The sequence below is a fragment of the Flavobacterium sp. N1719 genome, from assembly GCF_025947045.1.
GTDB lineage: Bacteria > Bacteroidota > Bacteroidia > Flavobacteriales > Flavobacteriaceae > Flavobacterium > Flavobacterium stagni.
In genome coordinates, this window is the sequence record NZ_CP109993.1 from 797,392 (window position 1) to 824,384 (window position 26,993).

The following is a 26,993-nucleotide window of genomic DNA, read 5'->3' on the forward strand; positions in this document are numbered from 1 at the left end:
AAATTTTTGGCAAAGATAGTTCAGTTTTTCCATTCCTGACTTGGCAATTATTTAACTTTTGATGTTTCGCAATTTTTGTATTTTTAGCGGTTATTAACAATCTATTCACCATGACTGATCATTCAGGGTTAATTTATCAGAAATTAGAACACTTTATTAAGAAGTTTTACACCAATGAATTTGTGCGCGGCTCCTTGTTCTTTGTGGGTCTCGGACTCCTATATTTCTTATTTACCTTGTCTATTGAATATTTTCTTTGGTTGAAACCTGCTGCTCGAACCGTTTTGTTTCTTCTATTTTTAGGTGTCGAATTCTTTCTTTTAGTTCGGTATATTGTATTTCCTCTTTTCAAATTATTCAAACTCCAAAAAGGAATTGATTATACCCAAGCCTCTCAAATTATTGGAAACCACTTTAACGAAGTAGGGGATAAGCTTACTAATTTTCTGCAATTAGCCCAAGACATCAATACATCTGAACTTTTATTGGCTTCTATCGAACAAAAAGCAGCCAATCTACAGCCTATTCCTTTTACAAAAGCCATAGATTTCTCAGCCAATAAGAAATATATTCCGCTGGCTGCCATTCCAATTTTATTGGTGTTGTTCTTTTTTTTAAGTGGTAAAAGCGAAGTGTTGTCCCAGAGTTTTAATCGTGTTATCAATTACCGCCAACAATTTACGCCACCTGCCCCTTTTGCCTTTGTGATAACGAATCCGAACTTACAAACGGAACAAAACAAAGATTTTGTGCTTCACGTGAAAACGCAAGGGAAAGTAGTTCCTGAAAATACCATGATTTTTATTGGAGATGAAAGTTATTTTATGGAATCTACTGGCGTTGGCACTTTTCAATTTGTGATTCCAAAACCCAAGTCCACTCTTGAATTTCATTTGGAAGCTAACGCAGTTCAATCCAAATCATACACTTTAGATGTGGTTACTGTTCCATCAATTGCAAATTTTGAAATGGTTTTGCGTTTCCCATCCTATTTGAATAAAAAAACAGAAGTTGTGAAAGGTACGGGTAACGCCATTGTACCTGAAGGAACACAAGTTACTTGGCGAATGCAAACGCTCGCAACGCAAAAAGTTATGTGGTTTAACGGTACACAAAAAACCCCTTTTTCCAAAAACGAAAACACGTTTTCTTTGGCTAAGAATATAGTACAAAATACAGATTACCAAATCTTTACCTCCAATGATAAAGTAGCGAATTATGAGAAATTAAATTATCATATTTCGGTCATAACAGATCAATACCCAACAATTACTGTTGGTAATGCACCCGATAGTTTAAAAATTGACAAAGGGTATTTATTAGGTCAAGTTGGCGATGATCATGGGTTAACCAAATTGCAAGTGGTCTATTATCCTAAAAATAATCCCAATGCGGTTAAACGTGGAACCATTCCGGTGAAAAGAGATGTTTATGATCGATTTATTTATACTTTTCCAGGAGATTTACCCATTCAAGTTGGTGTTCCGTATGAATATTATTTTGAAGTTTTTGATAATGACGCGATTCATAACTATAAATCTTCAAAATCTATGGTTTTTACCCATCGCGAAAGCACAGAAAGCGAAAAAGAAGACCAATTACTACAACAACAGAACGAGAATATCAATTCTTTAGAAAAGTCGCTTAAAACCCAAGAAAAGCAGTTTAATGAAATGGATAAACTGCAAAAGTTAGGCAAAGAAAAAGAAAGTCTTGAATTTAAAGAACAGCAAAAGGTTAACGATTTCATCCAAAAGCAAAAGAAGCAAGATGAAATGATGAAAGAGTTTGCTGAAAAAATGAAGGATAATCTTGATAAGGTGAAAACGGATAAGAAAGATGAATCGAAAGATTTACTCAAAGAACGTTTAGAGAAAGCTGACAAAGATTTTGAGAAAAATAAAAAGTTACTTGACGAACTTCAAAAGTTGAATGAGAAAATTCAGAAAGAAGAATTGTTTGAAAAAATGGATCAGTTAAAACAACAGTCCAAAAATAAAACGAAGAATTTGCAACAATTGGTTGAACTTACTAAGAAATATTATGTTGAAAAGAAAGCTGAACAAATTGTTGATAAATTGGATAAACTTTCTGAAAAACAAGATAAATTAGCTGAAAACGACAAAGAAAATTCCTCGGACAAACAAGATGAAATTAACAAAGAGTTTGATGCGTTACAGAAGGAATTAGACGAATTGGATAAAGAAAATAAAGAATTAAAATCACCTTTGGATTTACCCAAAACGGAGGCTGCTGAGCAAAACATAGAAAAGGAATTGCAACAAGCCAAAGAGCAATTGGATAAAAATTCAAAAGCAGGTGCCAAACCAAAACAAAAAAGTGCGGCTCAAAAAATGAAACAAATGAGCATGGATATGGGTGCTTCTATGGAATCCAGTGAGATGGAACAAATGGATGAAGATATTGATATGCTCCGTCAAATTATCGACAATCTTGTTGCCTATTCTTTTTCCCAAGAAGAGGTGATGAAGAATTTTAAAGGTATGAAACGGGGTGCGCCTTCCTTCAATAAGTACCTTAAAATTCAACAAGATTTAAAATTACAGTTTAAACACGTTGACGATAGTCTTTTTGCGATGTCACTTCGCAATCCAAAAATTGCTGAAGATATTACCAAAGAAGTGGGTAATGTTCAATATAACATTGACAAAGCACTCGAAACGTTAGCTGATGCCAATGTTTCAAAAGGAACATCCCACCAACAATTTTCTGTTTCTTCTTCTAATAAATTAGCCGATATGTTAGCCAGTATTTTAAATGGTATGCAAATGTCGATGTCTATGGCGGGTTCAGGAAAAGGAAAACCCAAACCAGGCCAAGGGCAAGGTATGCAATTACCGGATATTATCCAAAAGCAAGAAGGTTTGGGAGAAAAGATGAAACAAGGCATGAAGAAAGGTCAAAAACCAGGTGAGGGTAAATCAGGAGATAAAGGACAAAAACCAGGTGGTAAAGATGGTAAGGGTAAATCAGGAGATAAACCTGGCTCCAAGGAAGGTCAAGGGAAACAAGGGCAGAATGGTCAGCCAAACGGTTCAGGTCAAGGAAGTGGAAAAGGAGAAGAAGGTCAAGATGGGGAAGGCGACGCTCGTGCAATTATGGAAATCTTCAAAGAACAGCAACAATTACGTGAAGCTTTAGAAAAAGAATTAAACAAGCAAGGAGTTGGAGGCCAAGGACAAAATGCTTTAAATCAAATGAAAGCTATTGAAAAACAATTGCTGAATAAAGGTTTCGACAATGAAGTCCTTCAACGCATGCTAAATCTAAAATATGAGATGTTAAAATTGCAAAAAGCAATTCAACAGCAGGGGGAAGAAAAGAAGCGACAATCCGAAACTAACAAAAAAGAATTTTCAAACACTGCCACTTCAATTCCTCCACGTTTACAGGAATATTTGCACAGTATTGAGATATTAAATAGACAAACCTTACCTTTACGGGCTAATTACGACCGAAAGGTTCAAGAATATTTAAAAACCAATGATTAGTTTTAATTATGAAACTGACTTTCTTTTAGAAAACGAATCAGAGTATGAGCGTTGGATTCAGCAAATTATTATAGCTGAAAACAAGCAAGAAGGAGAAATTAATTATGTGTTTTGTGATGATGAATATCTTCTTGATATTAATCAAAAATACTTAAACCATGATTATTACACCGACATCATTAGCTTTGATTATTCTGTAGCAAATGAACTACATGGTGATATTTTCATTTCTATCGATCGTGTGCTAGAAAACGCCAATGATTTTAAGGTAACTTTTCATAATGAATTGTTACGTGTAATGGCACACGGTGTTCTTCATTATTGTGGCTATAAAGATAAAACTGAACAAGAAAGTGCTTTGATGCGCACTAAAGAAAATGAGTCAATTTTATTGTTCCACGTGGAACAATAAATACAATTAAAGATTTTTATAATTACGTTCCACGTGGAACAAAACCCATAAGTATGTTTACAACGTATGATGTTATAGTGGTTGGTGCAGGTCACGCAGGTTGCGAGGCCGCCGCTGCTGCCGCAAATTTGGGAAGCAAAACGCTTTTGGTGACCATGAGTTTACAAAACATTGCCCAAATGTCTTGTAACCCCGCAATGGGTGGAATTGCTAAAGGGCAAATCGTTCGTGAAATTGATGCGCTTGGCGGTTATTCAGGTATTGTTTCAGATAAAACAGCAATTCAGTTTAAAATGCTGAATAAATCTAAAGGTCCAGCGATGTGGTCGCCACGCGTACAATCCGACCGTATGCGTTTCTCTGAAGAGTGGCGTTTAATGTTAGAACACACACCTAATCTTGATTTCTACCAAGAAATGATTAAAGGACTCATTGTGAAAAATGGAAGAATTGAGGGTGTTCGTACTGCGCTAGGAATCGAAATTAAAGCCAAAGCAGTTGTATTGACAAACGGCACTTTCTTAAATGGTTTAATTCATATTGGTGAAAAACAATTCGGCGGTGGAAGAGCTGGAGAAAGTGCTGCAACGGGTATAACTGAAGATTTAATTCAATTTGGATTTGAAGCGGGACGAATGAAAACCGGAACACCACCTCGTGTTGATGGTCGTTCGTTGGATTATTCAAAAATGAGAGAAGAGCCTGGAGATGTTAATCCGGATAAATTTTCTTATTCAAATGTAACTTCACCTTTACAACAACAACGTCTTTGTCATGTGACCTATACCTCACCAGAAGTGCATGCTATTTTAAGAGACGGATTTGATCGTTCACCTATGTTCAATGGTCGAATTAAAAGTTTAGGTCCGAGATATTGCCCTTCAATTGAAGACAAAATCAACCGTTTTGCAGATAAAGACCGTCACCAATTATTTGTCGAACCAGAAGGTTGGAATACAGTAGAAGTCTATGTCAATGGTTTTTCAACTTCTTTGCCAGAGGATATTCAATACAAAGCGCTTCGCACTGTTGAAGGATTTGAAAATGTAAAATTCTTCCGTCCCGGTTATGCCATCGAATACGATTATTTTCCACCTACCCAGTTAAAACATACGTTAGAAACGAAGTTGGTGGACAATCTTTATTTCGCTGGACAAATTAACGGCACTACAGGGTATGAAGAAGCCGCTTCACAGGGAATTATGGCAGGTATCAATGCACATCTAAAAGTGAATGAAAAAGAACCGCTCATTCTGAAAAGAGACGAAGCTTATATAGGTGTATTGATAGATGATTTAATTACCAAAGGAACAGAAGAGCCGTATCGAATGTTTACTTCACGCGCAGAATATCGTACTTTGCTACGCCAAGACAATGCTGATTTTCGCCTTACACCAAAATCCCACGCTATTGGATTAGCGTCCGATGAACGATTACACCGCATGGAAGAGAAGTTTTCTAAAAGTAATGCGATGTTGGATTATTTTAAAGAAACGAGTATTACTCCTGAAGAAGCTAATCCAATTTTGGAAGAGAAGGGGAGCACTCCAATGAACCAAACAGATCGAATGTTCAAAGTATTTTCTCGTCCACAAATTGATTTGGATGATATTTTACGTTTCACTAAAGTTAGCGACTATGTAAAAGAAAATCAATTAGATGCAGAAATAGTAGAACAAGCCGAAATTCAATTAAAATATTCGGGTTATATTGAGAAAGAACGAAACAATGCAGAGAAATTAACGCGATTAGAAGAAATGAAAATTCCGGATAATTTCGATTTTTATAAAGTTCACTCCCTATCCATTGAAGCAAAGCAGAAGTTGACAGCTATTCGACCGGTAACCATTTCACAAGCTTCACGAATTAGTGGCGTATCACCCGCAGACATTTCGATATTATTAATATACATGGGACGATAATGTTTCACGTGAAACAAAAGGCGTAAACCCTTACCAATACTAAGTTTAAATGAATTTTTCAAAAGATAAATTAGTTTTAAAAGTTAAAGACCATTCCGTTTCAGGAGAAGTTTTTGAATTGTGGTTGGATGAACAATTTGAAATTTTAGTGACGCATCCCCAACCCAGTTTAGAAAAATTACCTTCCTATTACGAGAGTGAAGATTACATTTCACATACCGATGGAAGAAGAACATTGTTTGAAAAATTATACCATTTTATCAAAGGAATTGCATTAAAAAAGAAATTGAATTTAGTTAATTCCTTATCTACAAAAGGATCCATTTTAGATATCGGCGCAGGTACAGGGGAGTTTCTTCTTACCTGTAAAAACGATGGTTGGCATGTTACTGGAATTGAACCTAGTGAACGCGCAAAACAAATTGCTCATCAAAAAGGAATTGGGATGGAGGAATCTTTGGTTAATTTAGCAGACCATTCTTTTGATGTAATAACGATGTGGCATGTGCTAGAACATGTGCCCAACTTGGAACAGCAATTGAAAGAATTGAAACGTTTACTAAAACCTAATGGTGTATTATTGGTAGCTGTTCCCAATTACAAATCGTACGATGCCAAAGTTTATCAAGAATATTGGGCCGCTTATGATGTGCCTATCCATTTATGGCATTTTTCAAAAAATGCAATTTCAAAGTTGTTTGCTCTACAATCGATGAAATTGGTTCAAGTGCTACCCATGAAATTTGATAGCTTTTATGTGGCGCTTTTATCTGAAAAATACAAAAACGGAAAAATGAACTTTTTTAAAGCATTTTTTACCGGTTTACGTTCCAATTGGTTTGGAAATCGAAATAAAGAGTATTCTTCCCATATTTATGTGTTGAAAAACGAATAAAAACCACAAAGACGGCCTCTGTTTAACTTTTCCAGCCTAACATATAAGTTTGGGCAGCTAAAAACCAAAAGTGCCTTAAAACGCATTATTTAAGGTTGGTTTTAATAAGAAATGCTTATGAAAGCTTAATGAAATTATAATTTTAAACTATATCTAATTATTTCAACAAAATGTAACCTAAAAACATCTAACAGAAATTTTTTTTTACTTTTGGCGAAATCAAAATTTAACAAATTCAATGAAAAAAGTCTTTTTAGGAATTTTAATGGCCGCTGCCATGATTTCTTGTGAAAAAACAACTCAAGCTAAAGATTTCAAAACAGCGTATATCGATACGAACAAATTATTAGAAGAATCAACAGAAGCTAAAGATTTAAAAGCAAAATACGAAGGTATCGCACAAGAAAAAGGCTCTCGTTTGAAAGTTGAAGTAGATCGATTAAAAGCAGAGCAATCCAGTTTTGCAGGTAATGCACAAAAAAACGGTCAAGCTTGGGCGCAACAAAAATATGGTGAGTTACAACAACGCCAACAAGAAATTCAATATGCAGAACAAATGATTTCCCAACAAATTCAAGGGGAACATGGGGTTGAAATGGATTCTTTGGTGAGTCGTTACCGTAAAATTATTAAAGAGTATGGTAAAGAAAAAGGCTATGATTATGTATACGGTACCGGCGAATCAGCAACGGTTTTGTATGCCAAAGATCAATATGACATTACTAAAGAGATTGTAAAATTGGTCAATGATAAATACAAATCAGAAGGTAAAAAAGAAGAAAAACCTGCTGCTAAAAAAGAAGAAAAAAAGAAATAATATATTTCCAATAGTAATATAAAGCCCTAAATATCAGGGCTTTTTTTGTTTATGAATACAACATTCGTATCTTTGGACTTTAATTTATAAGCCATGGAATTTGTATCAGCCGAAGCACGCTATGTGCTTCAATTTATTAATCAGACCAATCGGTCTGTTTTCCTAACAGGTAAAGCCGGTACTGGGAAAACTACTTTATTACATGAAATTATCGCCACAACCCATAAAAAAACTGCGGTTGTTGCCCCTACGGGTATTGCCGCACTTAATGCTGGTGGTGTTACCATTCATTCTTTTTTTCAACTTCCCTTTGCTGCGTTTATCCCAGACTTGAGTTCGCCAAACACCAATTCTTTTGTAAAATTTGAGTCGCGTGCTACGTTAAAAAGGCATTTTAAAATGAATGCCATTCGACAATCCGTTATCCGAAATTTAGAATTACTCATTGTAGATGAAGTAAGTATGCTTCGTGCAGACGTTTTGGATGCCATGAATTTTATGTTGCAATCTGTTCGAAAAAATGACCGAATATTTGGTGGTGTGCAAGTCTTATTTATTGGTGATTTAATGCAATTACCACCCGTGATTAAAGACGAAGAATGGTCGGTATTGCGCAATTATTATAGAGGTAAATTCTTTTTTAATGCTTTAGTTTTAGAAGCGCATCCGCCGTTGTATGTGGAATTATCCAAAATATTCAGACAAACGGATGAAAATTTTATTGCCGTTTTGAATAATTTACGGAATAATAAAGTTTTACCTTCTGATATTCAGTTACTTAATAGTTTTGTCAAACCCAATTTTAAACCATCAGCTGAATCGGGCTACATTACTTTAACCACACATAATGCAAAAGCCGACAGTATGAATGCCAATGCTTTGGCCGAATTAGAAGGTAAAAAATACAGCTATCAAGCAGAAATTGTTGATGATTTTCCGGATAAAATTTACCCCATAGATGCTGTACTTGAACTCAAAAAAGGAGCTCAAGTGATGTTTGTAAAAAATGATATTTCTCCTGAAAAACGATTTTTCAATGGCAAAATGGGTATTGTACAATCCCTTTCTGAACGCGAAATTGTGGTCTTTTTCCCAGATGAAAATACCTCCATAGAAGTGGAGAAATACGAATGGCAAAATTTGCGCTATAAAGTCCATGAAAACACCAAAGAAATCGAAGAAGAAATCATCGGTACCTTTACTCATTATCCGATTAAATTGGCCTGGGCCATTACAGTGCATAAAAGTCAAGGATTAACTTTTGATAAAGCGGTCTTGGATGTTTCGCAAGTGTTTTTGCCTGGTCAAGCTTATGTCGCTTTCTCCCGTCTTCGTTCGTTACAAGGTTTGGTTTTAAAATCTCCTTTGCATTTGAATGGCATTCAAAACGACCCCGATGTTTTGCAATACGCTGACCAAAAGGCTTCTACCGATCAATTGGCACTAGCATTAAGCGAAGAAACACAAAAGTTTTTGCATTTTTATTCCCTGCAAGCCTTTGATTGGACCAACTTAAAACAGCTTTTTAACAAACACCGAAATTCTTATTTTGAATTAACCGATGGGTCTGCAAAAGGTAGAAATCGGGATTGGGCGGTTAAGATTAGCACAACTTTGGAAACTTTAATCGAACCTTCCCAAAAATTCGCGAATCAATTGCATCGTTTGTATTCCAATCAATCGGATTTTGGATTGATTCAACAACGGATTGATGCCGCTTACCACTATTTTTTACCCATTTTTGATCAATTGGTGTTCGAAATTCTCTACAAATTAGAGGAAGTGAAACGCATGAAAAAGGTTAAAGAATACCTTGATGAATTGTTAGAATTGGATGAATTTGTAATTTCAGCAGTACTTCGAATGATGAAAGTTCGTCAATTAGTTCAATTGGTAGTTGATCACCAACCGCTAACAAAAGAAAATTTACAGACGGAAGAACAAAGAAATTACCGTAATTCGAGAAGGGAAGAGGCTCTCAAATTACTTAAATCCCAGCAATTTGAGGCTATTGAAGAGGAATATGAAGACGTCGTCAAAAAAACCAAAAGCAAAGGAAAAAATTCGAAAATACCCACTCAGGACATTACACTCGAACTCTGGAAACAAAAGCATTCCATAGAACAAATCGCCGTTGAAAGAAAACTGACAGTGAATACAATAAATGGTCATATAACCAAGCTTATAGCTAGTAAACAAATCGCTATTCATGACGTATTGCCTGAAGATCGTTGCTTGGGTTTACAAGAGATTTTCAAACAATATCCCGATTCTACTATAGGTGAACTAAAAGAATTAGTTGGTGAAACCTTCAGTTGGGATGAATTGAGATGGTACAAAGCCACCTGGTCTAGCTAAGCCAATAAACCGCTAAAATAGAGGGAATGAAATAGATGACCATATTGCGCGCTCCGTCATAATCTTTAGCCAATCGTTGACCAATAAGCATTTGAAGAACAGCAACACAAGAAAAAAACGCACCATAATAACCAAACGTACGTTCGCCATTAATGTACAATTGGATACAGCCCACTGCGCTCAAAATTCCAGCGGCTAGTTCGGTAACTAAAAGAACTGCCGTTACATGGGGAACAAAATTTTTGAGTGGAGAGTTTGCAAAATGACCTTTCAACCAGTCCATCGTAGTGTTCCAATGAAATACTTTTTCATGGGCAGACATCAGGTACGTAATCGCAATGAAAAGTAATACTAAAAATGAAGCGGCATTGTTCATGATAACTAATGTTTATGAATTAATCGCGTTAATTTTATGGATAAATCGGTGAGGACAATTTTTGCATTTCCGTTACGCTCGATAAGGTAACTCGCTTCTGAAAGTTCTTTAAAAAGTTCGGTAATGTTATTTCCTGTAACAAAGGGCGCAAATTTTTCCAATTGAAAACCGGCTACCTGAGGTTCAACATAAACCAAATCAGGAGCTTGATAATTCAATAAAAGCGATTGACGAAACATATCAGTACAATATACCAGAAACTTTTTTTGTGTTTCCCGTCCCAAACTGGCAATCTCTTCACTCCAAGCGATCAGATCATGAATTGCTGCTGCGTTTCCTTTGGCACGAAAGGCGGCACGAACCCACTGCACAAACCATTGTTCAAACGGAAAATCCTCGTCTTCGGCACGTACTAATTTAAGGGCTTTGTTGAAATTACCTTGGGATTGATGGGCGATTTTCTGTGCATTTTTAGCATCAATTCCTTCACGTGAAACCAATGCTGTTGCAATATCAGCCTCTGTCAAACCATTAAATTGAAGCACCTGACAACGGGAACGAATCGTTTGTAAAATATCTTCTTCATTCTCAGAAATTAAAATAAACACCGTTTTGTCAGTAGGTTCTTCTAATAATTTCAACAACTTATTGGAGGCTGCAATGTTCATTTTATCGGCCATCCAAATAATCATGACTTTATAACCGCCTTCATGTGATTTTAAAGACAGGGCCTTGACGATTTCTTGCGCATCATCCACCCGAATTTCCCCTTGTTTGTTTTTTACATCCAAAAGCTTATACCAGTCGAAGAGGCCGCCATAGGCATTTTCTGTAACAAACTGTCGCCATTCTTTGAGAAAATCCAAACTCTTAGGCTTTGATTTCACTTCATCTGTAGATACAGTAGGGTAAACAAAATGTAAGTCAGGATGAGCTAAATGATTAAATTTTAAATTACACGCTTCATTAGCGCCATTATTTTCTGAACCCGAATTGGAACAAATAATGTATTGAGCATATGCAATAGCCATGGGTAATGTTCCACATCCTTCAGGCCCCACAAAAAGTTGGGCATGGGGAATTCTTCCCAATGAGGCACTTCTAATCAAATGATTTTTAAGGTGTTCGTGTCCTAAAATTTCAGAAAATAACATAAGCAAATATAGTATATAAAACGATTTTTTGACCTAAAAAACTAAATTAGACCTGTAAGAATCGCTTTGTAAAATATTTTATTTTGTAAGAAAATATATTAAAAAAAATACATAAAAACACCATTTGTCGACTAAAACACACACTTAATCGATTTTTGTATTTACATTTGTTTCGAAATCTATTATGGTTTTCCCCAAACCTAATTCAAAACTTAAGAACAATGAATGCTAACCGTCTAAAGAAATTGCTGCTTGGAAGCCTTGTGCTGATAAGTTCTATGGAGGTGAGTGCGCAGCTTTCAGTTCCATTTAAATCTCGTTTTGAAAAGCACCTCAAGGGAGACATGGCTATGATTGCCAACACCATAGTAAATCGTGCCGATTACTCCAATGGTCCTAATGACGCTTACTATAACCACACCAATCAAGCCAAATTGAATGATGAATTCTTCATGGATTATATTGATGTGGATGATGATGAAGCTACGTTTTCATCGAGTAGTGCCGAATTATACGCAGAAAATCCTTCGTATAAGAAAATTATTTTTGCTGGATTGTATTGGTCGGCAACGTATCTCTTCAATGAAGGGGAACAAAAGGGTTCTGAGAAATACATTCCTGTTGATCCTGCTCGTGAAAATTTCACCAATATCTTGATTAAATTTCCGGGAAAAGAAAAATACACAGCTATTGCGGGCCAACTTTTGCACGATGGAATTAAAGATCGTCATTCCAAAGACATGGCTCCCTATGCTGTTTTTGCCGATGTGACCTCCCAATTGCAGGCGTTAACCAATCCTTTCGGAGTGTATACGGTGGCCAATATTAGAGCCACTTTGGGAACATTATCGGGTGGTTCTGCAGCGGGATGGACACTATTCGTGGTATATGAAGATCCTTCTTTGTCGGAAAAATATATTTCTTTAAATGATGGTTTTGCAACATTGAATGCGCAGCCTATTGATTTCAGCTATTTCGGATTCCACACACCTGCCTCAGGCAATGTCAATGTAAAATTAGCCTTTGGCGCTTTAGAAGGTGATAACAATTTAATTGGAGATCAAATATTATTAGGCACCAAAAAAGGCGGCAATTTCCAACCCATTACCGATGGAAAACGCAAACCCAACAATTTCTTTAACAGTAGTATAACCCTTGACGGACACTATTGCATGAACCGTTATCCCGATAGTAAAAAATACCCTGGGATATGACAGCTGTGTATTTTCTGTATCGAATCCAAACAATTCGATTATTAGCAATAATGCAGACGAAACTTCGATACGATTATTATCAACGGGTGACCAATGCTTTTTATTCTTCACGGGCATGATCGTAGATTCAGACAATACACCAAAGGTAGAAGAAAAATTAGGGCTTACTCAAATTCCTTCCAAAAACGAATACAAATTGACCGGCTTGAAACAAGTACTGAAATTTATTCCTGCCAATATTGATTTGCTTTCAGAAAATAATAACAAATCGACATCTTCATTCAACCGTTTTTGTAAAGATCAAGTAATTGAAAGTGGAAAATCAGCTGAAATTCAGATGTTGAAAATCTCGGGTGCCGAACCCGCCTACTATTTAGTTACCGGTATTTTTAAAACCGAAGAAAACACCAATCAATATATTAAGTTTTTAAATACTAAAGGGTTAGAAAACATCGTGTTTACCAATCCACTGAATAATTACCGTTATGTGGCCATTTTGAAAACTACCAATCAAGAAGAAGCTGTAGCAAAGCAAGCCAGTAAATTGGATGGCGTTTTTAAAGATTGTATCCAAATTGTGGCGGTAAATAAAAATGTAACGCAATTATACGCAGATGCTTCTTGGAACATCAAACGTAAAGACACTGCATTGGCAGATCAAGCCGATAAAGTGAAATTGCAGTTTATCAGTTTGCCTAACGAATCCAAAGGCTATTATTTAATCGCCAATGTTTTTGCCATGACAGAGAATACGGGCAATTTCATGAATCAATTGAAAAAGAAAGGATTATCTCCAAAATGTTTGATCAATCATCAGAATAATTTTCAATACGTTAGTTTAATTCGTGTGGATACCGAAGAAGAAGCGGTGGCCCTTGTTAAATCTCAATTGAACGGAACGTACACAGAAAAGTTATGGGTGTTATCTGTCAATAGTGTTAACGAAAGTATTACCGATAATGATCATTAGTTTTTTTGGTGCTCGGCACCGTTTTATCCATCAAAAACCGCCGAAATATGTTTCCTTTGATGTACGAAAAAGTACGCTCCAAAGTCGGATTTCTCCCCCGAATATAAGCCGTTACTGCACTTTTAATTCCGGTCGTGAATCCGGACAATGACATTTATCGTTTTCTTAACCCGTTTAAATCGTTATATTTGCAGACGAATAATAGTAACCTGCACTAGCGAATGAAAACGTTAAACGACTTCAATTTTCAAGGTAAAAAGGCCTTAATCCGAGTAGATTTTAATGTGCCTTTGGACGAAAATTTCAACGTAACCGATGCCAATCGTATCGAAGCGGCACAACCCACAATTGCTAAAATTCTTGCCGATGGCGGAAGCGTGATTTTAATGTCGCACTTGGGCCGACCCAAAGGAAAAGAAGATAAATATTCTTTACGTCATATTGTAGCCAAAACCGCTGAAGTATTGGGCGTTCCTGTTCAATTTGCCACCGATTGTCGTGGTGAAGTAGCCCAAAATGCTGCCGCTAATTTGAAAGCAGGGGAAGTGTTATTACTTGAAAACCTTCGTTTTTACACCGAAGAAGAAGCGGGTGATGTAGAATTTTCAAAAGAATTGGCTTCGCTAGGAGACATCTATGTGAACGATGCTTTTGGAACCGCTCACCGTGCGCATGCCTCAACTACGATTATCGCACAATTCTTCCCAAATGACAAATGTTTTGGTTATTTATTAGCCAAAGAAATCGATAGTTTGAATCGCGTTTTAAATAATTCCGTTAAACCCGTAACCGCAGTGTTGGGTGGCTCAAAAGTTTCCTCTAAAATCACGGTAATCGAAAACATTTTAGACAAAGTCGACCACATGATTATCGGGGGCGGAATGACGTTTACATTCATCAAAGCCTTGGGCGGAAAGGTAGGCGATTCTATTTGTGAAAATGACAAATTGGATTTGGCTTTAGAAATTTTACACAAGGCCAAAGAGAAAAACGTACACGTTCACATTCCTGTGGATGTAATTGCTGCCGACGCTTTTGCCAATGATGCCCAAACTCAAATCGTAGATGTTCGCGAAATTCCAGACGGATGGCAAGGTTTAGATGCCGGCCCCCGTTCGCTAGAAAATTTCAAAGAAGTGATCATGAATTCCAAAACGATTTTATGGAACGGACCTTTAGGGGTTTTTGAAATGGAAAGTTTTGCCAAAGGAACCATCACTTTGGGTGAATATATCGCAGAATCAACGGCCAACGGAGCCTTCTCACTAGTTGGTGGAGGGGATTCGGTTGCCGCTGTAAAACAGTTTGGTTTGGAAGAGCGCATGAGCTATGTTTCGACGGGCGGAGGCGCCATGTTGGAAATGTTGGAAGGGCGCGTATTGCCTGGAATTCAGGCTATTCTAGACTAAGAAATTGACTTTTAACAATAAATAAGTATTTTTTTGCGTTATAGGTTTTACTTTTGCAAAAACCTAAATAGTTGATAGATACTATTTTAAAATATAATTACATGACTTTAAAAAATCGGATTACTACACTCTTGTTCTGCACCTCGGCGGCTTTATTTGCCCAAGAGAACAAAGCTCCGCAAGATACGGTAGTGAAAAAAGAAATTAAACTTTCTTATCTGGATTCTATTAAAGCCACTTTTGTACATGATGAAATGGCTTCTTGCATCGACAGTATGTGGATGAAAGAATTAACTGCCTTGGACATTTATGACACGATGTTGGAAGACATCAAAAACGTAAATGTCGATCAACCGGTTGATTATGAATTGCCAACCGAAGTGTTGAAAGAGCGATTGAAACGCTTGGATGAAAAATCGCCGTTTAACATTGAGTACAATCCCGGTTTAGAAAACGTAATCAAATCCTTTCTGAAAAACCGTAAAAGACATTTCGAACGGTTGATGGGAATTGCCCAGTTCTATTTCCCCATTTTTGAAGAGGAAATGGCGAAAAATAATATCCCGTTAGAAATTAAATACTTGGCCGTAGTCGAATCAGCATTGAACCCTTTGGCGGTTTCACGTGTGGGCGCTACCGGTTTGTGGCAGTTTATGTATCAAACGGGGAAACAATACAATCTGGATATCACCACTTACGTGGATGAACGAAGTGATTTGATTAAATCCAGTCAGGCTGCCTCGCAATACATGAAAAACATGTACCAAATTTTTGGCGATTGGGATTTGGTTTTAGCGTCCTACAATTCAGGTCCGGGTAACGTAGCCAAAGCCATCCGTCGTTCGGGAGGCCAACAGAATTACTGGAACATTCGTAAAAATTTGCCCAAAGAAACCCAAGGTTATGTACCAGCTTTCTTGGCAACCATGTATATTTTTGAATACCACAAAGAACACGGTATTGTTCCGAATAAAGCCATTGCGAATCATTTCGCAACAGATACCATTCACATCAAAAACCACATCACCTTTAAGCAATTATCGGATTTATTGGATATTCCTGTGAATGAAATTCAATTCTACAATCCGTCTTTCAAACGTAAAGAGGTTCCTGCCATTACAGGCGAGCGCCATTACATTCGTTTACCCAAAGATAAAGTAGCTTTATTTACGTCGAATGAGGAAAAAATTTATGCCTATGTAAAGCATGAAGAGTCATTACGTGAGCGTCCTTTTGAGCGTATAAACAGCCGTACAAAAGATACTTCTGCAATTGCGGCTTTGAATCGGGATTACATCACCCGCACGCGCTACCACAAAGTACGCCGTGGGGATAATTTGACGGAAATCGCCGAGAAATATGATGTCACGGTAACCGATATCAAGCGTTGGAACCACCTAAGAAGCGATCGCGCACCACTAGGTCGACGTTTGAAAATCAAAATGCCGGAAGAAATTGTGGTGAAAAACAGCAAGAAAGAAGTCGTTAAAGATTCTACCAACAAAGCGATTGCTGCTGCACCTTCATCGAATGAAGTGAAATACGAAATCCAATACAAAACCGAAAAGGTGGTCGTGAACAAAGATGTGGTGAAATACCACAAAGTGAAAAGCGGCGATGTTTTGGGTGAGATAGCTGGAAAATACGATGTAACCGTTGCCGAATTACGCAAATGGAATAAAATCAAAGGAAACAACATTGGCATTGGCGATAATATTAAAATTATCAAAAATGAAAAAGTGGTGACTACTGTTCGTAAAGAAATCAAAGTTCCGGTAACTGAAAAAATGGAAGCGATTGCTGCCAATGATAAAGCTGCCAAAGTGGAGCGCATCAAAAATACCGGAATTCAAGATTCTACACGATCTGTGAATTATTATGTGGTAACCAAAGGCGACAACTTAGGTTCTATTGCCAAAAAACACAATGTTTCGGTGGAGCAATTGCGTTCATGGAACAACATCATGGGTAACAATGTAAAATTGGGTACGCAATTAATCATTTCTGATGATGCTGTAGCTGTAGTTCGTGAAGAAGAAGTAGCGCCTAAAAAAGAATTCCGCACCGAAGAATACACCGTGGGTCGTGGAGATAATTTAGGTTCTATTGCTAAAAAATACAACACCTCGGTAGACCAATTGAAAGAATGGAACAACCGTACCGACAATTCCATCCAAGTAGGTGAGAAATTGGTGGTCAACAAAACCGAAGTAGCTGTAGCAGTCAAAACCAAAGAGGCTGTAGCCAAAACCAAAACTAAAGAAACGCTTTACCATGTTCGTAAAGGCGATTCATTGTTTAGTATCTCTAAAAAATTCCCAGGCGTTTCTATCGCCGATATTAAACGTTGGAACAACATCAAAGGAGAAAGTATTACTCCCGGAATGAAGTTAAAAATCAACGGATAATTTAAAAACATAACTATCTTTGGGCTTTATTTACTTTATGAATAAAGCCCTTTTTTTATGCCTAATTTCCGGATTTTTCATCGTTTCCTGTTCCAATCGAAGCGATAAATCCGATACAACAACCTTCTCCAAACCGAATCAAGTGGCCGTTTTAATCGACGATCAATTGTGGAATGGTGAAGTAGGGGATACCTTGCGCAATACGTTGGCCGCTCCCTTTTTAGGCTTACCCCAAGAAGAACCGGTATTAACGCTCAATCAATATCCCGCCAAATTATTGGAAGGATTTACCTCCAATAGTCGGAACATCATCATTGTCAAACGCGAGGATAAAAGTCAGTTCCGCATTCAAGCCAACGAATTCGCCAACCCACAAACGGTTGTGCATATTTCAGGACGGTCGGTACAAGAATTACTGGATTCCATCCACAACAATGATTCATTGATTATTGCCAAGATTAAAGAATCTGAAATTAAAGTCTACCAACAATGGCTGAAAAAAGATTCGCTGTTGGATACCAAAAAAATTGCCGAACGGTTTGGAATCACCTTCGATGTGCCCAATCGGTACCGCATGGTCATGGGCGGCAAGCGTTTTATTTGGCTCAAGAAAGAAATCACTAGCGGGAACCTTAGCTTGATCATGTACCAAATGCCGTTGTCGGTTTTGAAAAACAATAAAATTCCTACCCGAAAAATTGTGAGCATCCGCGATTCCATCGGCAGAATATACATTCATGGTGCCGTGCCGCGTACCTACATGATGACCGAAAAGGCATTTACACCCTACCAATCCGAAACGACCATCTTTGGAAAACCCGCGTTTGAAACCCGAGGAAGCTGGGAACTATCTCACGATTTTATGGGCGGACCCTTTGTCAATTACGCCATAGTGGACGAACCCAATAACCGCGTACTTTTTATCGAAGGGTTTTGTTATGCACCTTCCAAAAAGAAACGGGATTTACTGTTTGAATTGGAAGCCATCATTCGTTCGACCCGATTTTTAAAAAAATAGCATGGATATTACATTCGAAATAAAGCGTTTTAACGAACTTTCTCTAGCGCAACTATACGAATCCCTACAATTGCGTTCAGTCGTCTTTGTTGTGGAGCAAAATTGCGTCTATTTGGATATTGATGGGAAAGATGAAAAGGCGTTACATGTCTTAGGCTACCAAAACGGCGTTTTAATTGCTTATGCGCGTTTGTTTGACCAAGGCTATTATTTTGATGAAACCTCAATTGGTCGCGTTGTTGTTCATCCCGATTACCGAGGGATACAAGCGGGACACGCCTTGATGAAAGCCGCTATTGCTGGGGTATACGAAGCCTACGGCCCACAACCCATTACCATTTCAGCACAGTTGTACTTGCAAAAATTTTATGAATCCCACGGATTTGAAGTGATTAGCGAAACCTACCTTGAAGATGACATTCCGCACATCCGAATGCGTAAAGCTTAGATTTTTGTAATCACCAACTCCACCCGACGGTCGTACTGAGGGTCTTTTCCCAACGGTTTGGTGTTGCCATAGCCTTTGTAGGTCATGCGGTTTTTCGGCACCCGACGGAAGGCTAAATATTTGTACACTGACATGGCGCGATTTTCAGATAGTTTGCGCTTGCGCGTGTCTTTGTCAATCGCCTCTTTTTGGTTGGGCGGGGTGCAACATACATGGCCTTGGATTTCAAATTGAATATTTTTATAACGCAAAGTGAGTAATGCCACTTTATCCAATTCTTCTTTGGCCTTTGAGGTCAATCGGCTGCTGCCTTTTTCAAATAAAATATTGTCCAAAATGATGTGGTCTCCCACCACATGGTTTTTTTGGAGCATATTATAATACCCAGGCATCACCAATTTGGGGAGTTCCTTGAGGTTAATTACAATATCGACTCGTCTGTTTTTGGAACGTTTTTCGGGCAGATTGTCAACAATATCATCATCAATTAAAATCTTTCCTTTGCCCTCAATGGTCACGATGATTTTATTTTTAATGCCGTTTTCCAACAATTTATTTTGAATGGTGGTCGCCCGTTTGGTTGACAATTTGAAGTTATAATCTTCTTTACCCACATCGTCGGTATACCCATAAATCTGGATGGATTCGATACGGGTGGAATCAGTGCCTTTGATAAAAGCAACCATGTCCGTAACTTGTTTGGCATTCACATCGGCTTTGTCAAATTCAAAATACACCGAGTGCACACTTTCTTCTTGGGCAAACAAAATTCCGCAAAACAACAGCGGTAAAAATCGTAATAAACGCAACATTATTGTAATATTTTTTGGTATTCGGATGGGTTGGCCAACAACTGTGTAGCGCGAGCAATCTCTGCATTATTTTTTACATAATACTGGTACAAGCCTTCTTTGTATTGGTAGCGGCGAATCAATTCGTCCAACAACAGTCGTTTGATTTCTTTTTGGTTTTTATCCAATAAGGCTTCTTCGCTTTTTTGTAAAGCAGCATACAACGCCTCGTATTGGGTTTTGATGGACTCGTCCACATTTTCTTTTTTGGCTTTTTCTAAGGTGGCTTTTAAGGCCAATTCGGTTTCGGTATCAAAACTGATTTTCTCTTTTTTCAAATAGGCTTTGAAGTCGGCATAATCCGCGTCGGTAATCGTTGGCACCGTTGCTCCTTGATTGGGATGACGGTAGTAGTAATCGGTCGCAAAGTTGAAGATAGCATCGTTTTTTTGCAAGACTTCGGCAATCGTACTGGTTTTGGTTTCAGCCATTTCAATGTCGGGTTGAATCCCGCCACCGTCATACACTGTTCGTCCTTTTTTGGTTTTGAAGGCGTTGAACTTATCCGCTTTCACGGCTTTACCATCTTTACCTTTGTGGGCATAATCCAACGCTTGGATACAGCGGCCCGAAGGCGTATAGTAGCGAGAAATGGTCACTTTCACTTGGGTGCCGTAGGTCATATCCAACGGACGTTGTACCAATCCCTTTCCGAAACTGCGGCTACCGATAATCACGGCGCGGTCCAAGTCTTGCAATCCACCCGAAACAATCTCAGAAGCTGAAGCACTTTTTCCATCCACAATAATCGCCAACGGAATGGTAAGGTCCACGGGTTCGCGCGTGGTTTTGTAGGTTGCGTTGTATTTCTCGTTTTTGGATTTGGTGGTTACAATGGTTTCGCCTTTGGGTACAAACAAACCACACACATTTACGGCTTCGTTAAGGAGTCCGCCCGGATTGCCACGCAAGTCCAAAATAATGCGCTCGGCACCTTGGGCTTTTAATTTTTCCAATGCCTCTTTGGTTTCGGTAGTGGTTTTGCGGTTGAAGGCACTCAATACGATATAGCCCGTTTTAGCATCGACCATACCAAAATAAGGCACGGCATTGATTTCGACTTCATCCAAAACAATAGTCGTTGAAAGTGTTTTGCCTTGGCGGATGTATTTTACTTCAACCTTGGTATTTTTCGCCCCTTTCAACAATTGCGAGGCATCGTCTTTGAAGTCGGCCAAAAGCACATCTCCAATTTGAACAATCGCATCCCCCGCTTTGAGTCCGGCCTTGTCGGCAGGATAGCCTTTGTAGGGTTCTTTGATGATCAATTTATCTTCTTTACGTGCAATCATAGCCCCGATTCCAGTGTATTCGCCCGTATTGTTGATTTTAAATTTTACGACATCTTGCTCGTTGAAATAGTTGGTGTAGGGATCGAGATCGGCCAACATGCTCTTAATCGCTTTGTCCATCAATTCGGCGGGATTGACTTCATCCACATAGTTTTGATTGACGGTTTTGAACAGGGTTGTGAAGATTTCAATCTGCTTGGCAATTTCAAAGAAATCGTCTTTGAAACTGGTGCCTATAAAGAACATTCCGGCGGCAACAGCAGGAAGTACATATCTTTTTCTAAGGTTTTTGAACATCATTTTCTGCATTTTTTAGGGTTTGGGACGTGACCCATTTGTCAAACAATTGTTGCGTTTTGCGTTCGATGGTAGCAAAATCCATGCGGTCGCGGGTTTGGTAAAAGAACAACATCGCATAGGGTTGCGTGAGGTGGTCTTTTATCCGGTACTGGTGGAGTCGGTAGCATTCCCGAAGCACCCGTTTGTAATAATTGCGATCTACGGCTTTTTTGAAATATTTTTTGGAAACCGAAACGGCGATTTGCAATGCTTCCTGCTCTTCGGGAACTGGCAGAAACACCAAGCGCAACGGGTATTGTCCAACGCTTTCTCCTTCGGTGAAGAGGCGTTCGATCAACTTACGGCGTTTGAGTTTTTCCTGTTTGGGATACCGAAATGAGCGGGTGGATTCCAACATTTATTTTTCGTTATACACGTTGTACACCATTTTCAAGTCGCGGTAGTTGATATAAAACTGCATGCGACCGCCTTCGTCTTTGTGCGTAACCAAGAGGATCACACACATTTCGCCGGTATTGTCCAAGCATTCAAAGCCCAAGGTTTGTTCTTTCTCCGTTTCAATTTTGTCGTAATAGGCCGTGATTCGGTACAACTGAATGTCTTTGGAATGAATAACAATACGGTCTTTGTCTCCGTCAAGGGTAATCACCACATCGGCGGGTTTGAATTCTGACCATTCCGACCACTGACCTTTTTCACCACGGTCCATAACACTCAAACTACTGGCTTTAAACCGGTATTTTTGGGCATGGGTGGTTTGTATACAAAAAAGTAAAAGAGCAACGGTTCCTACAATGCGTAAAAATTTCATAGCGAAAAAATTATACGGTGTAAAACTACAAATTCTAATTCAGAAAAACACCTACACAGAAAACGAGGAATTTTCGGAAATATTTGGTTGAAGTTTAAGGGAAGAGTTTTTTTGTGTAAAAGTGTAAAAGTGTAAAAGTGTAGAAGTGTATAGTCATCAGTGTACAGTTTACAGTCATTAGTAGCAAGGTGCAAGTAACACGCTTACTTTTCTATCCCTGTCTTCACGCCCAGAACCTGAAACCTGAAACCTGAAACCCGAAACCTGAAACCTGAAACTTGAAACTAAAATTTAGGAGCACAAAGTCCCACTAAGTTTTTCACCAAGTCTCACAATGTTTTTTACCGCAAAGGCGCTAAGATTGCGCAAAGTCCGCGAAGTTTTTACCCAGTATTACGATGATTTTAAGTCCACCAAGTTTACGGCCCTTGGCCGTTTTAATTTTTCTTAATCCATTTTCGGCCTTGTTGGACTCTTAATTCCTTAATGGTAAAACGTTAGGAGCACAATGTTCCACTAAGTTTTTCACCAAGTCGCACAATGTTTTTTACCGCAAAGGCGCTAAAATTGCGCAAAGTCCATCAAGTTCACGGCCTTTGGCCGTTTTAATTTTCTTAACCCATTTTCGGCCTTGTTGGACTCTTAATTCCTTAATGGTAAAACGTTGGGAGCACAAAGTTCCACTAAGTTTTACATTTTTTTGAGCAGCAAAAGTTTTATTCATGTTCAACTGTTTTACCACTCCTTTCTTCACGCCCAGAACTTTAAACCTGAAACTTTAAACCTGAAACAAATTCCTCATCCCCTCAAAATCTCCGGATACTTCCCCGCCGTTTGCACAATCAACTCACCAAACAGCGTATTCGCCCACGCAAACCAGGCGCGTGTGAATTGCTTGGGGTCGTTTTTGTGAAAGGCTTCGTGCATAAAACCCGTGTCAGCATCCGTTCGCACCAAGGTTTCAATACAACTTTTTATTTCTTCGGGGTCGGAAGTAGTCAAGGCTTGGGTGATCAAACTCAAGGGCCAAATCCAGTCGATACCCACATGCGGCCCGCCCAATCCGGCTGCGGCTGTCCCTTTGAAATAGTAAGGATTGTCTTCGCTTAACACCAATCTTCGGGTGTTTTGATAAATAGGATCCGTCGTTTTGATAAACGAACACAGATACGGCAACGCGAGCAAGTTGGGCACATTGGAATCGTCCATTAACAAACGTCCGCCAAAACCGTCGACTTCATAGGCGTAGACTGCACCGTATTTCGGATGTTCGACAATGCCGTAACGTTGAACGGCGGCCATTACTTCGTCAGCGAGGGCGAGGCATTCCGTGGCTAACGCACTGTCGTTGTTGATTTGGGTACTCATTTCGGCCAACTGCCGTAACGATTCCACCGCAAAAAGGTTGGACGGAATCAAAAAGCTCAACACTGTCGCATCGTCTGAGGGTCGGAACGCCGAACAAATGAGTCCGACCGGCTGTATCGGATTCCCGTACCCAAAGTTCATCAGCGTATCGGCTGCGCGGTCGGTTTGACGGGTGAATGTATAGGGCGTGTCTTTTGTGCCGTTTTTACGTTGTTGCTGGCGAAAAGTCTGGACCACCGCTCGCATAGCATTGCGCCATTCTCCCGTAAATGCTTGGGTTTGTCCCGTGGTTTTCCAGTAATGGTGCGCCAATCGAATGGGGTAACAGAGCGAATCGATTTCCCATTTTCGCTCGTGCAATTCGGGAAGCATGCGCGTATTGTCTTTTTCCCAATAGCTGCCTGTGGCTTCGCGGTTGAAGGCATTGGCATAAGGGTCGATTTGAATGCAATGCGTTTGACGGCGAATCACCCCTTCGATCATCGCGCTCAGTTTAGGGTCTTTAGCACACAACGCCACATAGGGATACACTTGCGCCGAAGAATCCCGAAGCCACATGGCATCGATATCGCCCGTAATTACAAAAGTATCGGGCTGGTTGTTTCTGCGTCCAAAATGCACGGTTGTATCGAGGGTATTGGGGTAACAGTTTTCAAACAACCACGCGAGTTTGGGGTTTTTGATTTGCCCTTTGACCTGCTGAATCAACGATTCTACGGCAGGCGAAGTAAAATTGCGTTGGGCCAAAGGTGGACGTTTAGAAGGATACACTTCCAATTGAAAGTCCAGAAGATGGGAGCCCACGGCACTTTGCGCCAAAGACACGCCCAATAAACCGAGTCCGCCCGTATATAAAAATTTGCGTCGTGATGTCATGGTGTAGGGATTTGCGACTTAAAAGTATAAAATTTTGTTTCAAGTTCCGCGGAGTGTTTTTAGAGTGTAAAAGTGTAAGGGTTTAAAAGTGTACTGTCATCAGTCTACAGTTAGCAGTTTTCAGTGATCAGTAGCAAGGTGCAAGTAATACGCTTACTTTTCTATCCCTGTCTTCACGCCCAGAACCTGAAACCTGAAACTAAATTTAGGAGCACAAAGTTCCACTAAGTTTTTCACCAAGTCTCACTATTTTTTTTACCGCAAAGGCGCTAAGATTGCGCAAAGTCCGCGAAGTTTTTACCAAGTATTACGATGATTTTAAGTCCACCAAGTTCACGGCCTTTGGCCGTTTTAATTTTCTTAACCCATTTTCGGCATTGTGGGACTCTTAATTCCTTAATGGTAAAACGTTGGGAGCACAAAGTTCCACTAAGTTTTACATTTTTTTGGATGCAGCAAAAGTTTTATTCATGTTCAACTGTTTTACCACTCCTTTCTTCACGCTCAGAACTTGAAACCTGAAACCTGAAACCTGAAACCTGAAACTTGAAACTTGAAACAAAAAAACCCGCAGCGTGACACTACGGGTTAGATGCATTTTTTTGATATTTAAAACGGGGTTGCTCAGTAGCTCAGCGGCTCAGCTTCTCAGCGACTTACCGTTCAAATTTATTATTATTCCCCTTCACATCCGCCATCAGTCCCGCTGGGTCGATAACGATGCTCTTGATCGTGCTGAGTGGTTTCGCGATGCGGAATTGGTAGTTCGGGTTGCCCCACGCCCAATCGGGGAGGACTACGCGCGCTAATTCCGGGTCGGGGTTGGGTTTTTCAAAGTTCATTAATCGCAACGGAATGTAGAAATTCTCTTTGCTGCCGTCGGTGTAGGTCACTTGCAAATCGATGGGCATCGGCATGCGGCCTATGCGTTCTAAGTTCACTACTGTGGCACCGTCTTTTTCTTCGACTGCACCGAAACCGTAATCAATCGTGTTGGTGGTTTTGGTGAAATCGGTGAGGTACCAATCCAAGGTTGCCCCCGAAACGCGTTCGGCGGTGCGCTTGATATCGTTGGGATTCGGGTGTTTAAACTTGAAATCGTCGTAGTATTTACGCAAGATTTTGTCCATGTTGGTGCGGCCTAGCAAGTATTCAAACTGCGCCAAAAACACTTCGCCTTTGCTGTAAGACGCAATGCTGTAGCTGCGGTTTTCGTCGTAGCGATCGGCGTGGGTTGACAGTGGTTGTTCTTTGCCGCTGTTGGCCAAATTGATGTACCCTTTAAACGCGCCCGCATACGGGTTGGCCACGGGTTGCGCCGCCAAGGCATTCATGGCTTTGTCTTCGATGTAAGAAGTAAACCCTTCGTCCATCCACGGGTGTTTGCTTTCGTTGGTTGCCAAGATGTGTTGGAACCACGAGTGTCCCATTTCGTGCGCGATGAGTCCGGTGAGTCCGTCCAACTTGCCTTCGCCCAAAATTAAAGTACACATGGCGTATTCCATTCCGCCGTCACCGCCTTGAATGACGGAATATTGCTTGTAGGGATAGGGTCCGACCCAGTGGTTGTACAAGTCCATGATGGTGGCCACTTTGGGTTCGACCGCTTTCCAGGTCAGCTCGATTTCAGGTTTGTTTTTGTATAAAAAATGTAGGGTTACACCGTTGGGTCCCGGATAGGTATCGTGAATATAATCGGGATCGGCGGCCCAGGTAAAGTCGTGTACATCTGGAGCAACAAAATGCCACGTCAAGGTTTTTTGTTTCTTCGGAATCGACACTTTCACGCCGGCGTCTTGGTAGTTGTACCCAATTTCGTTACCGTTTTGCAAGTAGCCTGTTCCGCCTACGATGTAGTTTTTGTCCAAGGTAATTTTCACGTCAAAGCTTCCCCAAACACCGTGAAATTCACGGGCGAGGTAGGGATCGGCATGCCAACCCTCAAAATCAAATTCGGCCATCTTGGGATACCATTGCGCCATGGAAAGTGCGATGCCTTCGCGATTGTTGCGTCCTGAACGGCGAATCTGCACGGGTATTTGACCTTCAAAGTTGAGCGTCAATACGGTGGATTTTCCGGGGAGTAATGGCAGAGCCAATGGCACTTCGAGGATGGTTTCTACTTCTTTTACGGTAAGGAGCGCGCCGTCTTGTCGCACGTCGTTTACGTGCAAGAAACCCACTTCTTCGGGTTTGAGTTTGGCGATGCGACTCTGTTTGATTTCTTTGTCGCCTTCTTTGATTTTATCCACCATGCGGCTGTCCGGATCTTTGATGTGTTGGATGCGCATATCCATTTCACTGCCCGGTTGAAACGCGTTGTTGTACAAGTGGTAGTACACTTTGCGTAGAGTATCTTGAGAATTGTTGGTATAGGTCAATTCTTGTTTCCCCGAATAGCGGTAGGTTTTTACGTCGAGCGAAACCTCCATTTTGTAATCGGCACGTTGTTGCCAGTAGCCGGTTTGTGCTTGGATGAAAAAGGAACTGAACAGCGTTCCCAAAAACAGCATTTTTTTCATAGTCGTTCAATTGAGTAGGGACGAGACCCTAGGGTAAAATAATGCCACAAATTTCGCGAA

Annotated in this window: 21 protein-coding genes; 12 read left to right on the forward strand and 9 right to left on the reverse strand. The window is 39.7% G+C overall.

Features of this window, described 5'->3' with window-relative positions; all coding sequences use genetic code 11:
* Positions 1-110 precede the first annotated feature (110 nt).
* The 6 genes from OLM45_RS03225 (at position 111) to OLM45_RS03250 (ending at position 9,916) form a co-directional block, all read left to right on the forward strand.
* Positions 111-3,512, forward strand: coding sequence for a DUF4175 family protein (locus OLM45_RS03225; protein ID WP_264511935.1), 3,402 nt, complete (start codon positions 111-113; stop codon positions 3,510-3,512).
* The gene (gene ybeY, locus OLM45_RS03230; protein WP_264511936.1) at positions 3,505-3,924 is read left to right on the forward strand and encodes an rRNA maturation RNase YbeY; all 420 of its coding nucleotides are present in this window, start codon (positions 3,505-3,507) and stop codon (positions 3,922-3,924) included. Before OLM45_RS03225 ends, ybeY begins: the two co-directional genes overlap by 8 nt.
* 53 nt (positions 3,925-3,977) lie before the next feature.
* Positions 3,978-5,846 carry a tRNA uridine-5-carboxymethylaminomethyl(34) synthesis enzyme MnmG gene (gene mnmG / locus OLM45_RS03235; RefSeq protein ID WP_264511938.1) on the forward strand — a complete coding sequence of 623 codons (1,869 nt, stop codon included), beginning with the start codon at positions 3,978-3,980 and terminating at the stop codon, positions 5,844-5,846.
* Between the two features lie 49 nt (positions 5,847-5,895).
* Positions 5,896-6,741: a class I SAM-dependent methyltransferase gene (locus tag OLM45_RS03240; RefSeq protein WP_264511940.1), complete on the forward strand. Its 846-nt coding sequence runs from the start codon at positions 5,896-5,898 to the stop codon at positions 6,739-6,741.
* Positions 6,742-6,979: 238 nt separating this feature from the next.
* Positions 6,980-7,558, forward strand: coding sequence for an OmpH family outer membrane protein (locus OLM45_RS03245; protein WP_129460291.1), 579 nt, complete (start codon positions 6,980-6,982; stop codon positions 7,556-7,558).
* Positions 7,559-7,651: 93 nt separating this feature from the next.
* Positions 7,652-9,916 (forward strand): helix-turn-helix domain-containing protein, encoded by a 2,265-nt coding sequence (locus OLM45_RS03250; RefSeq protein ID WP_264511942.1) that lies wholly within the window; start codon positions 7,652-7,654, stop codon positions 9,914-9,916.
* Here OLM45_RS03250 and OLM45_RS03255 read toward each other — a convergent pair.
* Together OLM45_RS03255 and OLM45_RS03260 are read right to left on the reverse strand one after the other, a co-directional pair.
* Positions 9,909-10,292 (reverse strand): DoxX family protein, encoded by a 384-nt coding sequence (locus OLM45_RS03255; RefSeq protein ID WP_129460289.1) that lies wholly within the window; start codon positions 10,290-10,292, stop codon positions 9,909-9,911. The genes OLM45_RS03250 and OLM45_RS03255 overlap by 8 nt on opposite strands.
* A 5-nt stretch (positions 10,293-10,297) precedes the next feature.
* Positions 10,298-11,446 carry an ATP-binding protein gene (locus OLM45_RS03260; RefSeq protein ID WP_264511944.1) on the reverse strand — a complete coding sequence of 383 codons (1,149 nt, stop codon included), beginning with the start codon at positions 11,444-11,446 and terminating at the stop codon, positions 10,298-10,300.
* Between the two features lie 221 nt (positions 11,447-11,667).
* Here OLM45_RS03260 and OLM45_RS03265 point away from each other — a divergent pair, with 221 nt between their 5' ends.
* The 6 genes from OLM45_RS03265 to OLM45_RS03290 all read left to right on the forward strand — a co-directional run bounded on the left by OLM45_RS03265 (position 11,668) and on the right by OLM45_RS03290 (position 18,913).
* Positions 11,668-12,660, forward strand: coding sequence for a hypothetical protein (locus OLM45_RS03265; RefSeq protein ID WP_264511946.1), 993 nt, complete (start codon positions 11,668-11,670; stop codon positions 12,658-12,660).
* 115 nt (positions 12,661-12,775) lie between these two features.
* The gene (locus tag OLM45_RS03270; protein WP_264511948.1) at positions 12,776-13,630 is read left to right on the forward strand and encodes a hypothetical protein; all 855 of its coding nucleotides are present in this window, start codon (positions 12,776-12,778) and stop codon (positions 13,628-13,630) included.
* Between the two features lie 221 nt (positions 13,631-13,851).
* A complete protein-coding gene (locus tag OLM45_RS03275) occupies positions 13,852-15,039 on the forward strand; it encodes a phosphoglycerate kinase (RefSeq protein WP_264511950.1) in 1,188 nt (395 codons plus the stop codon).
* A gap of 101 nt (positions 15,040-15,140) precedes the next feature.
* Positions 15,141-17,447, forward strand: a complete 2,307-nt coding sequence (locus OLM45_RS03280; protein ID WP_264511952.1) for a LysM peptidoglycan-binding domain-containing protein — start codon at positions 15,141-15,143, stop codon at positions 17,445-17,447.
* A 37-nt stretch (positions 17,448-17,484) separates the two neighbouring features.
* Positions 17,485-18,465 carry a DUF4837 family protein gene (locus tag OLM45_RS03285; protein WP_264511954.1) on the forward strand — a complete coding sequence of 327 codons (981 nt, stop codon included), beginning with the start codon at positions 17,485-17,487 and terminating at the stop codon, positions 18,463-18,465.
* A 1-nt stretch (position 18,466) separates the two neighbouring features.
* Complete coding sequence (locus tag OLM45_RS03290; RefSeq protein WP_264511956.1) at positions 18,467-18,913, forward strand: GNAT family N-acetyltransferase; 447 nt, start codon at positions 18,467-18,469, stop codon at positions 18,911-18,913.
* Here the strand turns inward: OLM45_RS03290 and OLM45_RS03295 are convergent.
* The 7 genes from OLM45_RS03295 to OLM45_RS03325 all read right to left on the reverse strand — a co-directional run bounded on the left by OLM45_RS03295 (position 18,910) and on the right by OLM45_RS03325 (position 26,933).
* The gene (locus tag OLM45_RS03295) at positions 18,910-19,725 is read right to left on the reverse strand and encodes an OmpA family protein (protein WP_264511958.1); all 816 of its coding nucleotides are present in this window, start codon (positions 19,723-19,725) and stop codon (positions 18,910-18,912) included. The genes OLM45_RS03290 and OLM45_RS03295 overlap by 4 nt on opposite strands.
* Positions 19,725-21,365, reverse strand: coding sequence for a S41 family peptidase (locus OLM45_RS03300; protein WP_413614192.1), 1,641 nt, complete (start codon positions 21,363-21,365; stop codon positions 19,725-19,727). Before OLM45_RS03300 ends, OLM45_RS03295 begins: the two co-directional genes overlap by 1 nt.
* Positions 21,337-21,753 (reverse strand): ribonuclease P protein component, encoded by a 417-nt coding sequence (gene rnpA, locus OLM45_RS03305; protein ID WP_264511960.1) that lies wholly within the window; start codon positions 21,751-21,753, stop codon positions 21,337-21,339. Before rnpA ends, OLM45_RS03300 begins: the two co-directional genes overlap by 29 nt.
* Entirely contained in the window at positions 21,754-22,167 is a 414-nt protein-coding gene (locus OLM45_RS03310) for a hypothetical protein (protein ID WP_264511962.1), read from the reverse strand.
* Positions 22,168-22,714: 547 nt separating this feature from the next.
* A complete protein-coding gene (locus OLM45_RS03315; RefSeq protein WP_264511964.1) occupies positions 22,715-22,891 on the reverse strand; it encodes a hypothetical protein in 177 nt (58 codons plus the stop codon).
* Positions 22,892-22,965: 74 nt separating this feature from the next.
* Entirely contained in the window at positions 22,966-24,411 is a 1,446-nt protein-coding gene (locus OLM45_RS03320) for a glycoside hydrolase family 125 protein (protein WP_264511966.1), read from the reverse strand.
* A 656-nt stretch (positions 24,412-25,067) separates the two neighbouring features.
* Positions 25,068-26,933, reverse strand: a complete 1,866-nt coding sequence (locus OLM45_RS03325; RefSeq protein ID WP_264511968.1) for a M1 family metallopeptidase — start codon at positions 26,931-26,933, stop codon at positions 25,068-25,070.
* Positions 26,934-26,993 lie beyond the last annotated feature (60 nt).